The following is a 17,676-nucleotide window of genomic DNA, read 5'->3' on the forward strand; positions in this document are numbered from 1 at the left end:
CTAGCGCGACGGGCCCGGCCGGAAGTCAGCCGGGAAGCCGTCGGCGACCACGGCAGCCAGATCGAGCAGTGCCTCCCGTGTCGAGGGCTTGAGTCGGTCCAAGCTGATCTCGGCGCCCTCTTCCAGGTGCGGATCGAATGGCACCTGTCGCACCGCTCGGCAGCGCCGGGAGAAGTGATCGACGACCTTCTGCATGTCGACCTTGCCTGAGCGTGGCCGCACCGCGTTCACGACACAGACCGAACTGCGCACCAGCGCCTCGTGGCCGTGCGCCTCAAGCCAGTCGAGCGTCGCCGACGCACTGCGCGCACCGTCCACCGAACCCGAACTCACCACGATGAGGGTGTCGGCCTGGGCCAGCACGGCCGACATCGCCGAGTGCATCAGACCCGTCCCGCAGTCGGTCAGCACCAGGCTGTAGAAGCGCTCCAGGACGTCGAGGGTCCGCGTGTAGTCCGGTGAGCTGAACGCATCCGAGACCGCCGGATCGCTGTCCGAGGCCAAGACCTCCAGACGGTTGGGCCCCTGTGAGGTGTAGCGGCGCACATCGCTGTAACGCGCCACATGGTCGGCGTCGCGCAGCAGATCGCGGACCGTGGCCGGCGTCTGCAGGGCCACCTTCTGGCTCAGCGTGCCGCGGTCGGGGTTGGCGTCCACCGCGATCACCCGGTCACCGCGGATCGAGGCGAGCGTCGCCCCGAGCGTCGCAGTGATGGTTGTCTTGCCCACACCGCCCTTCAGGCTCAGCACCGCGATCTTGTAGCAGCCGCCCAACGGCCGGTTGACGTGCGCGACGAGATTGCGGTGATGCGTCTCCTTGGCGCTCTCCCCGACGTTGATGAGCTTGCCCGACGCCAGGTAGACCGCACGCCGCCAACCGTGCATGGGAGCGGGTTTCACGGGACGCAGCAGCGCGTGGGTGGACAGGTCCGGATACGGCGACTGCGGCACGGCTGGCTGATACTGCGACAGCGGCGGGTTCTGCGCGGGGTGCGGACCCGTGGGGTGCGGACCCGTGGGGTGTGGACCCGTGTATTGCGGTCCCGGCGCGGGGCCCGTCGGCGGCGGGCCGTAGTAGGGCGCACCGTACGGCGCGGCGGCGGGGATCCCGGTCGCGGGCGTCGCGGTGTTCCAGTCAGGCTCTGCCGCGGGCGCGGGCACGGGGGCAGACGGCGTCGCGAAACGATGTTCGGCGCGGAAACCGGCGCTGGGCGTCGGTTCGGGCGCCGAATGCCGGGCCCCGTCCTCAGGGTCGCGCGGTTCGGCCTGCGTCAACCACGTTGGCGGATCGGTGTTCTCGGGGTCACGATGATGGTCTGCACTGGGCGCAGGCTGCTCGGTCACCTTCGCGCACTCCCCCCATCCGACGACATTGGGTGCACACTATCGCAGGCGCTGCCGGCAGGTCAGTCGGCGCGAGCCCCCTCGGCGGGCCTACCGCGTGATCGTCAGCACGGATGCGAGGGTGGCGCAATGCGCTGGTTAGCGGGTGTGGTCGTGCTGATCGCGATGACGGCGCTGGCCCCGGTTCCGACGGCCCGCGCCGTGCTGGCGCAGCGAGTGAGCAGCGCCGACGCCTACCTGGCCACCCGGCCGGGGACCGTGGGCTACGTCGTGCGCGACCGGCTCACCGGTCAGGCCTACCGCAACACCGCGGCCGCAACGCCGATCTGGACCGCGTCGACCATCAAGCTCGCCATGGTGGTCGATCTGCTGTCCCGCGAGCGCGCGGGTCAACTGACCCTGACTCCCGCCGACCGACAGCTGATGTCGACCATGGTGCGCACCTCCGACAACGCCGCGGCCGACACACTCTGGGACCGCTACGGCGGCGCCGACCACACCGCGTTCAATCGGAATTTCCCCGCCTACGGCCTGACCGGGGTGCGCCCGCAGCCCGGATTCGGCGACGTGTACCCGTACTGGGGTTTCCAGAAGGCGACGGCCGACGACTTCGACCGGCTGATCAACTTCACCCTGACGCGACTGCCCGCCGCCGATGCCGCGGCCATCGTGGCGGAACTGCAACGGGTGGGAACCAACCAGCATTGGGGTGTGTGGGGCGCGGGAGCCTCGATGGCACCTGGCAACAAGAACGGGTGGTCCCAGGAGGAGGGCGGCTGGGTGGTGAACTCGGTCGGCTTCGCCGGGCCGGGTCAGCGGTACACGCTGGCAGTCATGAACTCACTCGGCGGCCACGGCGGTTTCGACGACGGCGTCGAGACCACGACCACACTTGCCAAGATCCTGCTGGCGCCCTGAGCGGCTGGGCGCGATAGCCCCGAACGGCCCTGAGCGCCCGATTATGTGCGGAATTGTCGCGAATTCGGCGATTTCACCTGCAATTCCGCACATTTCGTGACGGCGCCGGGCGCGGCTGGGGCAGCCGGGCCGCGGCGCGCGCTCCGGGGCGCGGCAGCCTAGGCGGCTCAAACTCAGCCGACGCCGGCGTACGAGTGCAGGCCGACCGTCACGAGGTTGATGAAGAACAGGTTGAACACCATCGCGACGAAGCCGACCACGTTGATCCAGGCCGCCTTGCGGTCACGCCAACCCGCGGTCGAACGCGCGTGCAGGTAGGCGGCGTACACCACCCATGCGATGAACGACACGGTCTCCTTGGGATCCCAGCCCCAGTACCGGCCCCACGCCTCCTCGGCCCAGATGGCACCGAAAATGACACCGAAGCCGAACACCGGGAACGCGAAGATCGTGGTGCGGTAGGCGATGCGGTCCAGCGTCTGGGCATCGGGCAGGCGCGAGACGATCCCGGGCAGGAAGCCCTCGGCATCGGCGGCACCGAAGCGCGACATCTTGAGCAGGAACAGGATGCTGGCCACACCCGCCACCAGGAACACCCCGGAACCGAGGCTCACGATCGAGACGTGGATCGGCAGCCAGTAGGACTGCAGCGCGGGCATGACGGGCGCCGCGTGGCTGTAGAGCCAGCGGCCCGAGACAGTCAGCAGAATCAGCACCGGCACCAGTACGAACACCCACAGCGCGCGATACTGCGGCTTGCGCAGCACCACGGCGGCGGCCAGTAGACCGCACAGGCTCGTGAGGTTGATGAACTCGTACATGTTGCCCCACGGCACGCGACTGGTGGACAGCCCGCGCAGCACGATGCACGCCAGCAACAGCGCGATGCCGAGGTAGGTCAGCGCCAGCCCGGCCCGGCCCACACGTTCGTCGACCGAGCGGCCCTGCGCCTTCTGCACCACCCCGGGGGTGGCACTGTCGGCGGCGACCGTCGACCCCGCGCCGGCCGCGACGAGTTCACGCTCGCTGACCTTGCGACTGCGGCTGTAGGCCAGTTCCACGGCCAGCAGCAGCAGCGCGACGACGAGCACCACGATCGAGGACGTGAAGGCCCAGTCGGAATAGCGGGCCAAGCCGAGGTCCACGTGCTCGGAGATCATCACACCTTCTCTCTTGCGGTCGCCGGATCGACCGCGGCATCCGGGGCAGGCGCGAGCAGCCGTTCGACGAGGCGTTCGAACTCATCGCCCCAGCCGGAGTTGTCGGTACGCGCCAGACCACCCAGTTCGACGTTCACGGTACCGGCGACATCGGCATTCTCCGCATCGGCGGCCGCGACCGGGGACAGCCGCACCCAGATCCGCCGCCGGCGCACGACGAGCGACACCAGCAGGCCCGCCATCATTGTGAGCGCGAACACCAGGACCCACACCTGCGCGGGGTCGTGCGACACCTGCAGGTTCACGAACGGCGTCACGCGCTCGAACCGGACCACGGTGCCGTCGTCGAGACGGACGTCCTGGCCGAGTCGCAGGTTGACCCGGTCGACCTTGGTGAGCCGGCCCTGGTCGATCATCCGCGGGTCGAGCGTGAACAGGGACTGCGGCCTGCCGGTGTCGAGCCCGGTGTCGCCGCGGTAGATGTCGACGGCCACGGCCGGGTTGTTCAGCGCGGGGAAGCTCGACGACAGCAGTGTGCCGTGCAGCAGTTCGGTGGGCGCCAGCAGGCCCTGGATCGCGATCTGGTTCTTGCGGCGTTCGCCCTCGTCGGGATACATGCCCGCGGGCGGGTCGATGCGCATCACACCGGACGACAGCAGCGTGAGCTGGTCGTCGGGCCGCCACTGGATGGTCTGCGAGCGGGTCTGGCCGTTGGGGAACGTCACGGTGAAGGTCGGCGCGTAACCGTGTCCCTGCAGGTACACCCGGTCACCACCGACGCGCAGCGGGCGGTTCACCTCGAGCTTGTAGGGCTGCCACTGGCCGGACACCAAGTCCTCGCCCACCTGGTAGTCGATGTTCGCGCTGAACGACGTCGCCTGCCCGTTGTCCAGGTAGTTGGCCTCGAAGTCGTTGACCCGGATGCACATCGGGTACAGCGACGTGCCGTCCACGGTGTTGCCGGCCCGGAATGAGTCGAACGCGGCGGGCGACGCCGAGCAGAAGCCGGGACCGCGGTCGGCGATCACGATGACGTTGCCCTCGTAGCCGAACATCTTGCCCGCCGCGACCGCGACCAGCAGGCCGAGCAGCGAGAAGTGGAACACCAGGTTGCCGAACTCGCGCAGGTAGCCCTTCTCCGCCGACAGTTCGGTCGTGCCGTCCTGCTCGCGGATCACCGTGCGCCACCCGCGCAGGCGCGACGCCATCCGCTCGGCCACGGCGCGCGGCGCACCGGTCACCGATCCCTCGGCGTGCTTGGGGAGACGTCCCAGGTTGCGCGGGGCCGGGACGGGCGTCGCGCGCAGCGTGCGTGCGTGCTCGATCATCCGCGGGGTCAGACACCCCACCAACGACACGAACAGCAGCACGTAGATCGCGGTGAACCAGAAGCTTCCGAACACCTCGAAGAACTGGAAGCGGTCCAGCCAGGGGCCGATGGTCGGGTGTTGGGCCAGGTACTCGTCGACCTTGCTGGCGTTCAGGCTGCGCTGCGGCAGCAGCGCGCCGGGCACCGCGGCCAGAGCCACCAGGAACAGCAGCACCAGGGCCGTGCCCATCGATGTGAGACCACGCCATGTGTTGCGGACCAGGGCGAACAGTCGGGTCACAACGGAAGCCTCACGTCACTGATGAACGCGTCGCGCACCCACGAGATGAACTCGTTCCAGGCGCCCGTGACCAGAGCCAGTCCGACCAGGATCAGCAGCACCCCGCCGACGATCTGAATGATCCGGGTGTTGCGGCGCAGCCAGCCCAGGGCCCCGACGGCCCACGAGGATCCGAAGGCCAGCACCACGAACGGGATACCGAGACCCAGGCAGTAGGCGATCACAAGCGCGACGCCACGGGCGACGCTGGCGCCGTCGGTCGCCGAGGCCACGGTGATCACGCCGGTCAGCGTGGGCCCCAGGCACGGCGTCCACCCGAGGCCGAACACGGCACCCAGCAGGGGCGCACCGGCGACGGTCGACAGCGTGCGCGGCGTGAACCGCACCTGACGCTGCATGGCCGGGATCAGACCGATGAAGGCCAGACCCATGATGATGGTCAGCACGCCGCCAACCCGTTGCAGCACAATCTGATTGGTGATCAGGGTGGTGGTCGCACCGAGCACGGCGACCGTACCGAGCAGGAACACCACGGTGAACCCCGCGACGAACAGCAGCGCCGAGCCTGCCACCCGAAGCCGCGTCGAGGTGCTGACCTTGACCGTCCCGGAGTCCGGGTCGTCGACACCGACGACCGCGGCCAGATACGACAGGTAGCCGGGCACCAGAGGCACCACGCACGGCGACGCGAAGGACACCAGGCCCGCCAGCACGCACACACCCAGCGCCAGCAGCAGCGGCCCGTTGGCCGCGAGGTCGGCCGCGCCGGTCACGGCGCCGACTCCCCCGCTGGTTCGGCGGCCAGGCGCTGCACCACGGGCAGCAGGTCCTCGGCCAGCAGTTCGCGCAGGAACACCGCCGCCACCCGGTGCTCGCGGTCCAGCACGATGGTCGACGGGATCGCCGACGTCGGGTACTTGCCGCCGAACGCGATCATGGTCCGCATCGGCGGGTCGTAGATCGACGGGAACGTGACATTGCGGTCGCGGATGAAGTCCTCGGCGGCCTGCCTGTCATTGTCGCGGACGTCGATCCCCAGGAACGCGACGCCCTGCTCCCGAGTGTCGTCATAGACCTGCTGCAACTCGCTGATCTCGGAGCGGCACGGGCCGCACCACTGACCCCAGACGTTGATGACCACAACCTTGCCCGCGAAGTCGTCGAGCGAGAGCTGCCGATCGGGGTCCATCAGGTCGGGGCCCTTGATCGGTCCCGGCCGCCCGCGGTCGGCGGGCGGGTCGTAGAAGATGTCGGTCTTGCCGCCCGGCGCGACGAACTCGAAACTGCCGCCCTGGGCCACGGCGTCGTCGCCGGTGGCGCAGCCGGAGAGCACGAGGCAGGCGGTCACTGCCGCCAGCATCGCGATCACTCGACTGCACATGGTCACAGACCCGCCGCCGGTTCCCGGTAGGAGACGTCGATCAAACGGTCGCCCTCGTAGGTCAGTGTGGTCAGCGACGCCAGGTTGCACTGCCGCCGACGCGGGTCGTGCGCCAGCCGCCTGCCCTGCATGGACCGGCGCAGGGTCTCGACCGGAAGCTGGTGGCTCACGCAGACCACCTCGTGGCCCTCGCCCTTGAGCCGTGCGCGTTCGACCGCGGCAGACATCCGTGACGCGATCTCCGTGTACGGCTCACCCCAGGACGGCGTGAACGGGTTGCGCACCTGCCACCACACCTTCGGGTGGCGCCAGACGCCGTCACCGGGCGACATGCGCTTGCCCTCGAAGTAGTTGGCCGACTCGATCAGGTCGTCGTCGGTGTCGATCGCGAGTCCGTGCACGGCCGCGATCGGGGTCGCGGTCTCCTGCGCGCGCTGCAGCGGCGAGGCGAACACCGCGACGATGTCGTTGTTGGCCAGCGCCTCAGCGACGGCCTTGGCCTGGGCCCGGCCGCGTTCGGAGAGGTGGTACCCGGGCAGGCGGCCGTACAGGATGCCCTCGGGGTTGTGCACCTCACCGTGCCGCATGACGTGCACTCGGGTGGTCACGCTCACTCAGGCCTCCGGATCAGTCGCCGCGGCGGCGGCGTGGGCTGCGGCGGGCAGGGCCGCCTCGATGCGGGCGAAGGCCTCGTCGTCGAGAGCCGCCGAGACGAACCAGGCCTCGTAGGCGCTGCACGGTGGGTACACCCCGGCGTCGAGAAGCGCGTGGAAGAAGGGCGGGAACCGCCAGGTCTGGCTGGCCCGGGCCGACGCGAAGTCAGGGACTTCGTCCTCGGTGAAGAACACCGACAACATGTTTCCGGCGCGCTGAACCCGATGCACCACACCGGCTTCGGTGAGCGCCCCGGCGAGCAGGCCGGCCAGTCGGTCGGCGTTGGCATCGAGCTTGGCGTAAACGCCGGCATCGGCCGCACGCAGCGTGGCCAGTCCCGCGGCCATCGCGACGGGGTTCCCCGACAGCGTCCCGGCCTGATACACGGGCCCCAGCGGGGCGAGCTTCTCCATGACCTCACGGCGGCCGCCGAAGGCCGCGGCGGGCAGGCCACCGCTCATCACCTTGCCGAAGGTGAACAGGTCGGCGTCCACCGGATCGAGGCCGTACCAACCGCTGCGGCTGACCCGGAAGCCCGTCATCACCTCGTCGATGATGAGCAGGGCGCCGTGCTCGGCGGTGATCCGGCGCAGCGCCGCGTTGAAGCCGGGCTTGGGCGGCACGCAGCCCATGTTGCCGGGGCTGGCCTCGGTGATGACGACGGCGATCTGGTCACCGTGTACGGCGAAGGCCGCCTCGACGGCCTCGACGTCGTTGTACGGCAGCACGAGGGTGTCGGCGGCCGTGGCTCCGGTGACGCCGGGTGACGACGGCAGGCCCAGCGTCGCGACACCCGATCCGGCGTCGGCCAGCAGGGCGTCGACGTGGCCGTGGTAGCAGCCCGAGAACTTGATGACCTTGGGCCGCCCGGTGAAGCCTCGGGCCAAGCGCACCGCGCTCATGGTGGCCTCGGTGCCCGAGTTCACCAGGCGCACCCGCTCCACCGGGGCCACGCGGTCGATGATCTCGGCGGCCAACTCCGACTCGGTCGGGGTGGGCGCGCCGAAGGACAGTCCGTGCGCGGCGGCCTTGGTCACGGCCTCGACCACCGCGGGGTGGGCGTGACCGAGGATCATCGGCCCCCAGGAGCACACCAGGTCGACATAGCGGTTGCCGTCGGCGTCGGTCAGCTCCCAACCCCGACCCGAGGTGATGAAGCGCGGCGTCCCGCCGACGGCGCTGAAGGCCCGCACCGGCGAGTTGACCCCGCCCGGGATCACGGCCGAGGCGTCGGTGAACAACTTGGCGGAGCGATCGGTACAGCTCATGGCCACCAGTGTCCCAGTTGGGGCGACCGGCTTCTGCTACAGGGTGTAGTTGACCTGGCCGGACCGCTGTTTGCCGGCGGCGGGAATCGGCAACCCAACCTCGACGCACGATGAGATGGAGGTGCGACATGCGCGCCGACGAGGGTGACGAATCCATCGAGGAACTCGCGAAAGACGCTGGCAAGGCTCAACAGAAGCTTGAGGACACGGTCGATGAGAAGCCCGGGTGCGGGCACGTCAAACCACCACACCGCGAGACCTGACGACGGGGCTTGAGAGATCGGTCACACGGCCCGTGAACGGGGGTATTCAGTTGCCCAAGTGGCTGGCCCGAACCGCTTCAATGCGGGCTGGGACACCGTTGAGCACCGCCATGCCGGCGAGCCTCTCGAGTTCGTCGCTGGACGTCGACACCAGTTCGTTGACGTTGGCGCCAGCCGCCTGGTTGGCCCGCTGCCACCCCCCGGCATGACCCCAGCCGTGTGGCACCGCGATGGTGCCCGGCTGGAGATCGTCGGTGATCTCGGCGTGGGTCTCGATGGATCCGTGCGGCGAGGTGATCCGCACCCGGTCGCCCGTGGCCAGGCCCGCGTCCGCGGCGTCCGCGGGACTGATTCGGGCCCGATGCCTGCGGTCCCCCTTCATCAGCGTCGCACTGTTGTGCATCCAGGAGTTCTGCGAACGCATCTCCCGCATGCCGATCATCATCAGCGGAAACGCCGGATCGTCCGGATGCCGGTCGCCGAGCCTGGCCGCCTCGACGAGGATCTCCTCGGGCTCAAGCACAACCCTGCCGTGGTCATGGTGGATCACCTCGGAAAGGATGCCCGCGGGCGCCCGCTCGGCGAGTACCACGCCGTGCGGATTCTCGCGGAGCCGTCGGGGGTTGAGCCCCCCGCGCCGAAGTCCGAACCGGTCACCGTAGGGCCCGGTCCGCAGCAGCAGTTCCATCAGGCGCCGTGGCGTCATCCGGGCGATGCCGCGGCGGTCGAGCCAGGCCAGCACGCCGTTGAAGCGCTGCAGCGGACCGGTGGCGAACATCGCCAGGCCCATCCGCCGGGCCAGCTCGTCGAACACCTCCCATTCGTTTCTGGCCTCGCCGTACGGCTCGAGCACCGGTTCGGCGGACTGCAGAAACACCGTCGACGACGACCAGGCGAACCCGAACGGCAGATCGTGGCGTTCCAGAAAGGTCGTGCTGGGCAGGATGTAGTCGGCGTGCTTGTTGGTCTCGGTGATGTACAGGTCCAGCGAAACCATCAGGTCCAGCTGCTCGAGCGCCGACTCCAGCTTCGGCCCGTCGGGCACCGTCAGCACCGGATTGCCCGCGGTGACGAACAGCGCGCGCATCTGGCCGGGGCCGGGGGTCTGGATCTCCTCGGCCATCAGCGCGGCCGGGAACGTGCCGATGACGTCGGGCAACCCACCGATCCGCGAGGTGGCCTTGTTGTAGGTCAGCCGTCCGGTGCGCTCCCCCATCTCCTCCAAGGGGATCACGGCGCGCGGCATGAGCAGTCCGCCGGCGCGGTCGAGGTTGCCGGTGACGATGGCCAGCGCATCAAGCAGGTAGGACACCAACGTGCCGTGCCGGCCCAGGCAGGCACCCACCCGGCCGTAGGCGGCGGCTGACGGCGCGGCCGCGAAATCGCGGGCCAGTGCGCGCAGCGTCTCGGCGGGCACACCGGTGCGCTCCGCGGTGTCCTCCGGAGGGAACTGTGCGGCGAGGTCGCGCAACCGCGACGCCCCCGTGGTCTGCTCGGCGATGGCCTGCTCGTCGGCGAGGCCGTCGGCGAAGATCACGTGCAGCATCGACAGCAGCAGCCACGCGTCGGAGTCTGGACGCACCGGCAGGTGCTCGTAGGCGCGGGCGGTCTCGGTCCGGCGCGGGTCGACGACCACCACGCGACCGCCCCGACGGACGATGTCGGCGAGGTCGTCCTTGATCCGCGGGGTGCGCACGGCGCTGCCGTGCGACACCAGCGGGTTGGCGCCGAGCATGAACAGGAAGTCGGTCCGCGGCAGATCGGGGAACGGGATCTCGAAGGCCGCGCCGTAGAGCAGCTTGCTGGCGACGAATCGGGAATTAATGTCCTGCGAGCCCGACGAGTACTGGTGATGAGCACCCAGGCGCGCCATGAACAACCCCGACCACAGCCCGGTGGCGTAGCCGAAGGCGGTGGGATTGCCGAAGTACTGGCCCACCGCGCCCCCGCCGTGGGTGGCCATGATCTCGGAGAGGCGGCGTGCGATGTCGTCGAGCGCTTCGTCCCAGCCGACCCGTTCTAATGTGCCGTCCGCCGTGCGGCGCAATGGGTGCAGGACGCGGTCCGGATCGTTCTGGACGTCGGTGAAGGCGATGCCCTTGGGGCAGGCGCGGCCCCCCGACAACGCATGGTCGGGGTCCGGGCGCAGCGACAGCAGCCGTCCGTCCTCGACGGTGGCGATCAATCCGCACAGCGGTTCGCAGATCCGGCAGTAGGTGACGTGTTGATCCACAGTCATGGTCGGGCTCCTTCCAGTGGCAACCTCGGGCGCAGAGCGGGGATCGCCGCACCGAGCACTGCACGCAGAACAGACTTGGTGATGTCGAAGAAGTCGAAGTAGTCCCGCCACAGGGTGATTCGGCCGTCCTCGACCTCGAAGACGCCGCAGACCCAGAACTGGAACCGGAACGGCCCGATGATGCTGACGTCGGTGCGCTCGGTCAGCACCACGTTGCCGTCGACGGCCATCCGGTGCGTTCGGACCTCGAAATGTGTTCCCGGCCTGCCGAACAGGATGCGCAGGAATCGGACCGCGCCGTCTCGGCCGTGGATCTCCGGCATGCCCACGTTGTGGTAGATCAGGTCCGGGTCGAGGTGTTCGGGAATGGCGCCGAAGTCCTCGGCCTCACAGGCCGCCAGGAAGCTCTGCACCACCTGACGTGGGTCGGTGCTCACCGGGCCATTATGTGCACAGTGCGCCCACGGACGTGACATTTTCAGCCGAATATGTCAACCACGGCGCGGTCTCGACGGACCGGGGTCCGGGGCGTTGAATGGGGGTATGCAGCTGCCGCAGTGGCTGGCCCGGTTCAACCGGCACGTGACCAACCCGATCCAGCGGATCTGGGCGGGATACGCGCCCACGATGGGGATCCTCGAACATGTGGGCCGCAGGTCCGGCCGGTTCTTTCGCACGCCCCTGACCGTGTTCTGGACCGACGACGGCGTCGCGATCCTGCTGACCTACGGACCCGACCGGGACTGGTTGAAGAACATCACCGCGGCGGGCGGTGGCACGCTCAAACGCTACGGTCGCACATTCGCGGTGACCGATCCCCAGGTGGTCACCAAGGCCGAGGCCGCCGAGCATGTGACGGGGTTCGGCCGGGTGCTGTTTCGCGTGCTGCCGTTCGACAACGGCGCCGTTCTGCTGCGCCGGGGCTGAATCCCCCGCGCGGGTGCGGGCACGCTGATCCGTTCCGTCGCGCGGGCACCTCCAGATAAACGTGCGAGCGCGGCGCGCAGGTCGTCGAGTCTGTGTCCCGCATCGAACTCCAGCAGTGCGGCCTCGGCGGTCATGCCGACCCACAGTTGCGCGGCCCGATACGGCTGGGGCCAGCCAGTGCCGCGAAGTCGGGTTCACACAGGGGGTATTCGACAAATCAGGGTGACATACGCCCACATCTCACGCACGTCTTCAGCAGAATCGGGTGATGGTCCGGTTTTCTCAACGACGCGCCGAGTTCAACCGCAGAGTCACCAACCGCCTGGTCCGGCCCCTGTCGGGATATCTCCCGATGTGGTCGATCGTCGAGCACACCGGCCGCCGCAGCGGTGCGACGTATCGCACGCCGGTGTCGATGTTCTCCACCCCCGACGGCGTGGCCGTGCTGCTCCCCTATGGGCCGCAACGGGATTGGATCAGGAACCTGGAGAGCGCGGGCGGCGGCCGGGTGAAGTTCGCGGGCCGCACGTTTGCGGTGGATCAGCCTCGCGTGGTGCCGACGACGACGGCGCTCGCCGATCTCAAGACACCGTGGCGACAGCTGATGGCGCGTGCCGGGATCGACGACACTCTGTTGCTCAGGCGTGCCAGCTGAGGACGTCGCCGACGCCCTGCGTCATCACGGTGCCGGGCATGACGCGCAGCCGATACGGCGCCACCCGCCAGGCCGCGAATCCCTCCGCGGTCGGTCCGTCGCGCCATTCCGGAATGATCGCGGGGTCATATCCCACCGGAGCAGGCGCGGCCTTGAACTTCTCCCACACGCGCGTGCGGCCGTCGTCGTCGAGCACCCAGGTCACGGCGCACTCGGCGCTGCAGGTGGATTGGGTCGGCGACCAGTAGTTCAGCGATACGTACGGGTGGGCCGCAATATCGGCCTCCTTGATCGGGGTGCGCCACACCGCAATCCAGCCCGTGAGCGTCGCGCCGTCCCATTCCCAGATCGGGTGCAGGACCCTGCTTCGAGGCCTGCCGTCGGCGTCGACCGTGGCCGCCGAGGCCCAGACGATCGAATGGGCCATCTGGACGAAGCTTTCGGCGGTGTCCGCCAGCGTTGCCATGTCCCCCTTTATACGGACACCGCGCGCAGCGCCGCGGGAAGACTGGGCAGAAAGTGCGTGGTCGCGAAGGCTCGGATGTCCTCGGCGGTCTCCAGTGGCTGCAGACTCGGCAACAGCAGCGCCATGAGCGAGTACCGCAGGATGGCATCCGCCAGCGCGGACACCGTCTGCGGGCCGACCCTTTCGGCGAATCCGACCGGGAAGATCACGTGCAGCGCAGCGACGATCCTGGCCACCGCCGCGGCGTAGTGCTGGTGGGCCAGTTCGACCGCCAGCGCCGGATCGTCGGTGATCATCCGATTGAGCACGCGGTGGTCCCGGAACTTGACGATGGCGGCCGTGAAGGCCTCGACATAGATGTTGGCCTTGGGACCGGCGCTCTTGATGTGCTCGGCGATCTCGAGGAACAGGCCCTCGTTCTCGCGGTCGATGACGGCGGCCACCAGCTCGTCCCGGCCGGCGAAGCGCCGGTAGATCGTGGTGCGGCTGACCCTCGCCCGGCGGGCGACGTCGTCGAGCGCGACCCGGCGGAAGCCGTGCCGCTCGAACTCCGCCAACGCCGCGTCGAGGATCGCGGCGGTGGCGGGATCGGATCCGCCGGCTATGGCGTGACCCCTTCGCGCGCGTAGGCGGCCTGCGCAAACTTGCTGTAGCGCAACGACATCGGCAGCCGATCCCAGATCGCGTTGACGGGGCGTGAGCGCCAGAACGCGGCGAAGCGCTGGTAGCGCCGCTCCTGCCGCTCGGTCCAGGGCAGGCCGAGCATCTCGCGGGCCTTGGGCGGCAAGCCTCCGGTGGTCAGGAACGCCGCGACCGGATTGAACACCGGCGCAACGAGTTTCCAGACCAACGGCGAGACCGCCTTGGGCTTGGGGAAGCCCTTGGTCACGTAGCCGACGCCGTAGAGGGCGGTCTTGTGCGGGACGACGACGCTCTCCATCATGCGGTCCCAGTACTGCACGAACTCGGCGTAGTCGGCGGGCAGGATCCGGTCACTCACGCCGTAGCGGCGGTACCAGGTCTTGGACTCGGCGTAGATCTGCTCACGCTCGGCATAGGTCAGGCGCTTGACGAAGGTGTCGGCGAAATACAGCACCTGTTCGACGAACGTGGCGTGCGCCCAGAAGTAGGTCTCGGGGCTCAGCGCGTGGTAGCGCGAACCGTCGGGCATGTCGCCCTTGATGTCGGTGTGGAAGTCCCGCACCCGGGTGCCCGCGTTGTCCTGCTCGGACCCGTAGACGGTGTTGAAGATCGGCGGGATGGTGCGCCGCAGCCGCTCGGCGGTGTCGGAGAAGAACACCGAGTGGTCGAGCACCCCCTGGCCGAGTTCGGCGAGCATGTTCTGCAGCACCGCGGGCCGCGGTCCGATCAGAAACATGCGGTTGTCGCCGAACCACCGCCAGGTCAGCGAATGGGCGTCGAGGGGCGCGGCGTCCGACTTCGGCTCGGCATCGACCAGTTCCGTCATGGGTACAGTGTTACAGGAATTGAACTTTGTGCCAACACCCAGCTCCGAGGGTGTGGCGGAGCACACGCGATGGGCGAAAATAGGCCCACGGCCCTCACAGTCGGGGCGACTGCCCCACCTTCTTCTGCGCGTACAGGTTCGCGTCGGCCGACTCCATCGCGACCCTCAGCGCCTCGGCCGGTTGCGGCGCGGCGAGCGCAACCCGCGCAGCGCCGACGCTGACCGCAAAACCCGTGGCACCGCTGACCGCCGCGCGGATCACCTGCGCCAAGTCCTCGACGGCGATCACCGCCTCTGCGGGCAGGGCCGCCGCGAACTCGTCGCCTCCGAGGCGCGCGACGACGGCGTCAGGTCCCAGCACCACGTCCAGCGACCGCGCCACGCTGACGAGCGCCGCATCTCCCCCGCCGTGCCCGACGGTGTCGTTGATGAGCTTGAAGTCATCGACGTCGAGCAGTACCACGACGACCTCCACCCCGGACGCGATGAGTCGATGCGCACGCTGTTCGAAGGCCCGCCGGTTCCCGATCCCTGTCAGGGAGTCGGTGGTCGCCGAGGCGAAAGTGCGCGCGATGCTCTGCCGGACATCGGCGGTGTACAGGGCGTGCAGGGCCACGGTGCCGTTCACCGCGAGCAGAGCGGTCGCGACTCGTGCGATCGTTCCCGCGACGTCGTGGTCGCCCGACCGGATCATCACGACGCCGATCGCGACGACGACGGCACTGGTGAACACCACGTGGACCGCGCAGGCGACTGGGCGCACGAAGTGGGATGCGTACGCGCCGACCACGCCGAAAAGCAGCGTGCCGAACAATGCGTACTCGGCATCGGAATATGTCAACACCGACGCCGTGATGGCCAGGTCGGCGTAGGCGACGAAGAGCAGGGGCCCGTGCCGCCACCTGCTCCGATTGGACCACCACACCGCGCCCAGATGCACGCGGCTCATCGCCACCGACACCGGGACCACCGTCGCGCAGAGAAGTACCGCGATGATGCTCGCGGTACGCGTGGCGGGACCGTCGGCGGCGTACACCGAGACCATGCCGACGGCGCCGAACACCAGAACGAACGCCGAGATGGCATACCGGAAGACACGCTCGCGAATCAGGAGATCCGCGAGCACCTCCCGCTGCTGACTGCGTGTGCGAAAGTCGTCGCGCACGGTCAGGAGCTTAGCGTTGAATCCCCGTTCAGTGTCACCGGAACGAGCGCAGTCGCAGGCTGTTGACCACCACCAACACCGAGGACGCGGCCATCGCGGCCCCGGCGATCATCGGGTTGAGCAGTCCCAGCGCCGCGAGCGGGATCGCCGCGACGTTGTAGAAGAACGCCCAGAACAGGTTGACCCGGATGGTGCGCAGCGTCCGGGCGGACAGTCGCAGGGCGGTCGGCACGGTGCGCAGATCGCCGCGCACCAGCGTGATGTCGCCCGCCTCGATCGCGGCATCGGTCCCTGTGCCCATCGCCATGCCGATGTCGGCGGTGGCCAGCGCGACCGAGTCGTTGACACCGTCGCCGACCATCGCGACCCTGCGGCCCTGCGCCTGCAGGTCCCTGACGACGTCGGCCTTCTCGGTCGGCAGCACGCCGGCGATCACATCCTCGGGAGCGATGCCGACCTGCTCGGCGACCCGGTCCGCCACGGCCTTGGCGTCGCCCGACAGCAGCACCGGGCGCACCCCCATGGCCTTGAGTTCGGCGATCGCCTCGACACTGGTCCGCTTGACGACGTCGGCGATCCGGATGCTGCCGCGCACCGCGCCGTCCCACGCCACATCGACCCGGGTCTCGGCGACATCCGCGTCGTGCGCGGCGGCCTCGGCGCGGCTCACCCGCACCCGCACCCCCGCGACGTCCGCACTGACGCCGACGCCGGGTTCGTTGGCGAAGTCGGTGACGCCCGGCACGGACAGTCCCCGTTCCCGAGCGGCCGCGACGATCGCGGCAGCCAGTGGGTGCTCGGAGGCGGCCTCGACCGCGGCCGCGCGGGACAGCAGTTCCGCGGCGTCCTGCCCGTCGCGGGGGTCCACGCCGACGACGCTCATCTGGCCGGTGGTCACGGTGCCGGTCTTGTCCAGCAGCACGGTGTCGATCCCACCGACGGCCTCGAGCACGTGCGGGTCCTTGATCAGCACGCCGAGTTGGGCGCCGCGCCCGGTGCCGACCAGGATCGCGGTCGGGGTGGCCAGGCCCAGTGCACACGGGCAGGCGATGATCAGCACCGCGACCGCGGCCGTGAACGCGGCGACGGCCGTCCCGCCCGCGGCCAGCCAGCCGAACAGGGTCAGCGCGGCGATGATCAGGACGACGGGGACGAAGACCGCCGAGATCCGGTCGGCCAACCGCTGGATGGCGGCCTTGCCGTTCTGCGCCTCGGTGACCAGCCGCCCCATCCGCGCCAACTGTGTGTCTGCGCCGACCCGGCTCGCCCGCACCCGGATCCGGCCGTAGGTGTTGACCGCGCCGCCCAGCACGGCGTCGCCGGGCCCGACATCGGTGGGCACCGACTCCCCGGTCATCGCGGAGGTGTCCAGTGCCGTAGCGCCGTCGGCCACCACACCGTCTGTCGCGATCCGCTCACCGGGGCGCACCACGAAGACGTCCCCCACCTGGAGTTCGGCGACCGGGACGCGCACCTCGACGCCGTCGCGTTCGACGACGGCGTCCTTGGCGCCCAACGACAGCAGGGAGCGCAGCGCCTTGCCCGCCGAGCGCTTCGCCTTGGCTTCGGCGGTGCGGCCCGCCAGCAGGAACACTGTGACGGCAGCGGCCACTTCGAAGTACAGATGACCGTGTCCATGCCCGCCGGTCGCGATCACGGTGTACACCGACCACAGGTAGGCGGCCAGGGTGCCCAGTGAGACCAGGGTGTCCATGGTCGACGCCCGGTGGCGCGCGGCCCGCACCGCGGCGCGGTGGAACGGGTACCCGCCCCAGAAGACGATGGGCGTGGTCAATGCCAGCACCAGCCACTGCCAACCGGCGAACTGCCAGGCCGGGATCATCGACACCGCGACGATGGGCAGCGCGAGAGCGGCGGAGACCGCCAGGCGCGGCAGCAGCGAGTCCTCGTCGGACTCCTCCGACTCGGGCGTCGCGGTCGGTTCGATCACACTGGCGTGGTAGCCGGCCGATTCGACGGCCCGGATCAGATCCTGTTCGTCGACGTCACCCCCGTGTTCGACGTGGGCCCGTTCGACCGCGAAGTTCACCGACGCCGACACCCCGTCGAGTGCGTTGAGGCCCCGCTCGATGCGGGCGGCGCACGACACGCACGACATCCCGGCCAATCGCAGATCTGTCACCGTCAGGCTCATGAC

General features: G+C 69.3%; 18 protein-coding genes. 4 read left to right on the top strand and 14 right to left on the bottom strand.

Going from position 1 to position 17,676, the window contains the following annotated elements; genetic code table 11:
- Complete coding sequence (locus tag G6N34_RS19880) at nt 1-1,275, bottom strand: MinD/ParA family ATP-binding protein (protein WP_085156251.1); 1,275 nt, start codon at nt 1,273-1,275, stop codon at nt 1-3.
- A gap of 234 nt (nt 1,276-1,509) precedes the next feature.
- On the opposite strand from G6N34_RS19880, the gene G6N34_RS19885 reads away from it, so the two are divergent.
- Nucleotides 1,510-2,262 carry a serine hydrolase gene (locus G6N34_RS19885; protein WP_085156248.1) on the top strand — a complete coding sequence of 251 codons (753 nt, stop codon included), beginning with the start codon at nt 1,510-1,512 and terminating at the stop codon, nt 2,260-2,262.
- 173 nt (nt 2,263-2,435) lie between these two features.
- Here the strand turns inward: G6N34_RS19885 and ccsB are convergent, their stop codons facing one another.
- From ccsB to hemL, 6 genes are read right to left on the bottom strand one after another with little or no spacing between them, the layout of a single operon-like run.
- The gene (ccsB, locus tag G6N34_RS19890; RefSeq protein WP_085156162.1) at nt 2,436-3,422 is read right to left on the bottom strand and encodes a c-type cytochrome biogenesis protein CcsB; all 987 of its coding nucleotides are present in this window, start codon (nt 3,420-3,422) and stop codon (nt 2,436-2,438) included.
- The gene (gene resB, locus G6N34_RS19895; protein WP_085156245.1) at nt 3,422-4,981 is read right to left on the bottom strand and encodes a cytochrome c biogenesis protein ResB; all 1,560 of its coding nucleotides are present in this window, start codon (nt 4,979-4,981) and stop codon (nt 3,422-3,424) included. Before resB ends, ccsB begins: the two co-directional genes overlap by 1 nt.
- A gap of 47 nt (nt 4,982-5,028) precedes the next feature.
- On the bottom strand, nt 5,029-5,805 hold the full coding sequence (locus G6N34_RS19900; RefSeq protein ID WP_085156160.1) for a cytochrome c biogenesis CcdA family protein: 777 nt from the start codon (nt 5,803-5,805) through the stop codon (nt 5,029-5,031).
- Complete coding sequence (locus G6N34_RS19905; protein ID WP_085156242.1) at nt 5,802-6,413, bottom strand: TlpA disulfide reductase family protein; 612 nt, start codon at nt 6,411-6,413, stop codon at nt 5,802-5,804. The genes G6N34_RS19900 and G6N34_RS19905 overlap by 4 nt, the downstream gene beginning before the upstream one ends.
- A 2-nt stretch (nt 6,414-6,415) precedes the next feature.
- Nucleotides 6,416-7,000: a histidine phosphatase family protein gene (locus G6N34_RS19910; protein WP_276061532.1), complete on the bottom strand. Its 585-nt coding sequence runs from the start codon at nt 6,998-7,000 to the stop codon at nt 6,416-6,418.
- 27 nt (nt 7,001-7,027) lie between these two features.
- Nucleotides 7,028-8,335 (bottom strand): glutamate-1-semialdehyde 2,1-aminomutase, encoded by a 1,308-nt coding sequence (gene hemL / locus G6N34_RS19915; RefSeq protein ID WP_085156153.1) that lies wholly within the window; start codon nt 8,333-8,335, stop codon nt 7,028-7,030.
- 128 nt (nt 8,336-8,463) lie between these two features.
- On the opposite strand from hemL, the gene G6N34_RS28315 reads away from it, so the two are divergent.
- The gene (locus G6N34_RS28315) at nt 8,464-8,598 is read left to right on the top strand and encodes a hypothetical protein (RefSeq protein ID WP_264016714.1); all 135 of its coding nucleotides are present in this window, start codon (nt 8,464-8,466) and stop codon (nt 8,596-8,598) included.
- A gap of 46 nt (nt 8,599-8,644) precedes the next feature.
- On the opposite strand, the gene G6N34_RS19920 is transcribed toward G6N34_RS28315, so the two are convergent.
- Nucleotides 8,645-10,837 carry a molybdopterin-containing oxidoreductase family protein gene (locus G6N34_RS19920; protein WP_085156151.1) on the bottom strand — a complete coding sequence of 731 codons (2,193 nt, stop codon included), beginning with the start codon at nt 10,835-10,837 and terminating at the stop codon, nt 8,645-8,647.
- Complete coding sequence (locus G6N34_RS19925) at nt 10,834-11,313, bottom strand: limonene-1,2-epoxide hydrolase family protein (protein ID WP_085156148.1); 480 nt, start codon at nt 11,311-11,313, stop codon at nt 10,834-10,836. Before G6N34_RS19925 ends, G6N34_RS19920 begins: the two co-directional genes overlap by 4 nt.
- Nucleotides 11,314-11,380: 67 nt before the next feature.
- Between G6N34_RS19925 and G6N34_RS19930 the strand changes: the two genes are divergently transcribed.
- Together G6N34_RS19930 and G6N34_RS19935 are read left to right on the top strand one after the other, a co-directional pair.
- Nucleotides 11,381-11,764: a nitroreductase family deazaflavin-dependent oxidoreductase gene (locus G6N34_RS19930; protein ID WP_085156145.1), complete on the top strand. Its 384-nt coding sequence runs from the start codon at nt 11,381-11,383 to the stop codon at nt 11,762-11,764.
- 268 nt (nt 11,765-12,032) lie between these two features.
- Nucleotides 12,033-12,419, top strand: a complete 387-nt coding sequence (locus G6N34_RS19935) for a nitroreductase family deazaflavin-dependent oxidoreductase (protein WP_085156142.1) — start codon at nt 12,033-12,035, stop codon at nt 12,417-12,419.
- Here the strand turns inward: G6N34_RS19935 and G6N34_RS19940 are convergent.
- The 5 genes from G6N34_RS19940 to G6N34_RS19960 form a co-directional block, all read right to left on the bottom strand.
- Complete coding sequence (locus G6N34_RS19940) at nt 12,403-12,885, bottom strand: pyridoxamine 5'-phosphate oxidase family protein (RefSeq protein ID WP_085156139.1); 483 nt, start codon at nt 12,883-12,885, stop codon at nt 12,403-12,405. The genes G6N34_RS19935 and G6N34_RS19940 overlap by 17 nt on opposite strands.
- A gap of 8 nt (nt 12,886-12,893) precedes the next feature.
- Nucleotides 12,894-13,490, bottom strand: a complete 597-nt coding sequence (locus G6N34_RS19945; RefSeq protein ID WP_085156136.1) for a TetR/AcrR family transcriptional regulator — start codon at nt 13,488-13,490, stop codon at nt 12,894-12,896.
- Complete coding sequence (locus G6N34_RS19950; protein ID WP_085156133.1) at nt 13,487-14,353, bottom strand: oxygenase MpaB family protein; 867 nt, start codon at nt 14,351-14,353, stop codon at nt 13,487-13,489. Before G6N34_RS19950 ends, G6N34_RS19945 begins: the two co-directional genes overlap by 4 nt.
- A gap of 94 nt (nt 14,354-14,447) precedes the next feature.
- Nucleotides 14,448-15,518 carry a GGDEF domain-containing protein gene (locus tag G6N34_RS19955; protein WP_085156130.1) on the bottom strand — a complete coding sequence of 357 codons (1,071 nt, stop codon included), beginning with the start codon at nt 15,516-15,518 and terminating at the stop codon, nt 14,448-14,450.
- Between the two features lie 34 nt (nt 15,519-15,552).
- Nucleotides 15,553-17,673, bottom strand: coding sequence for a heavy metal translocating P-type ATPase (locus tag G6N34_RS19960; protein WP_085156127.1), 2,121 nt, complete (start codon nt 17,671-17,673; stop codon nt 15,553-15,555).
- Between the last annotated feature and the right edge of the window lie 3 nt (nt 17,674-17,676).

This window comes from Mycolicibacterium confluentis (genome assembly GCF_010729895.1).
Classification (GTDB): domain Bacteria; phylum Actinomycetota; class Actinomycetes; order Mycobacteriales; family Mycobacteriaceae; genus Mycobacterium; species Mycobacterium confluentis.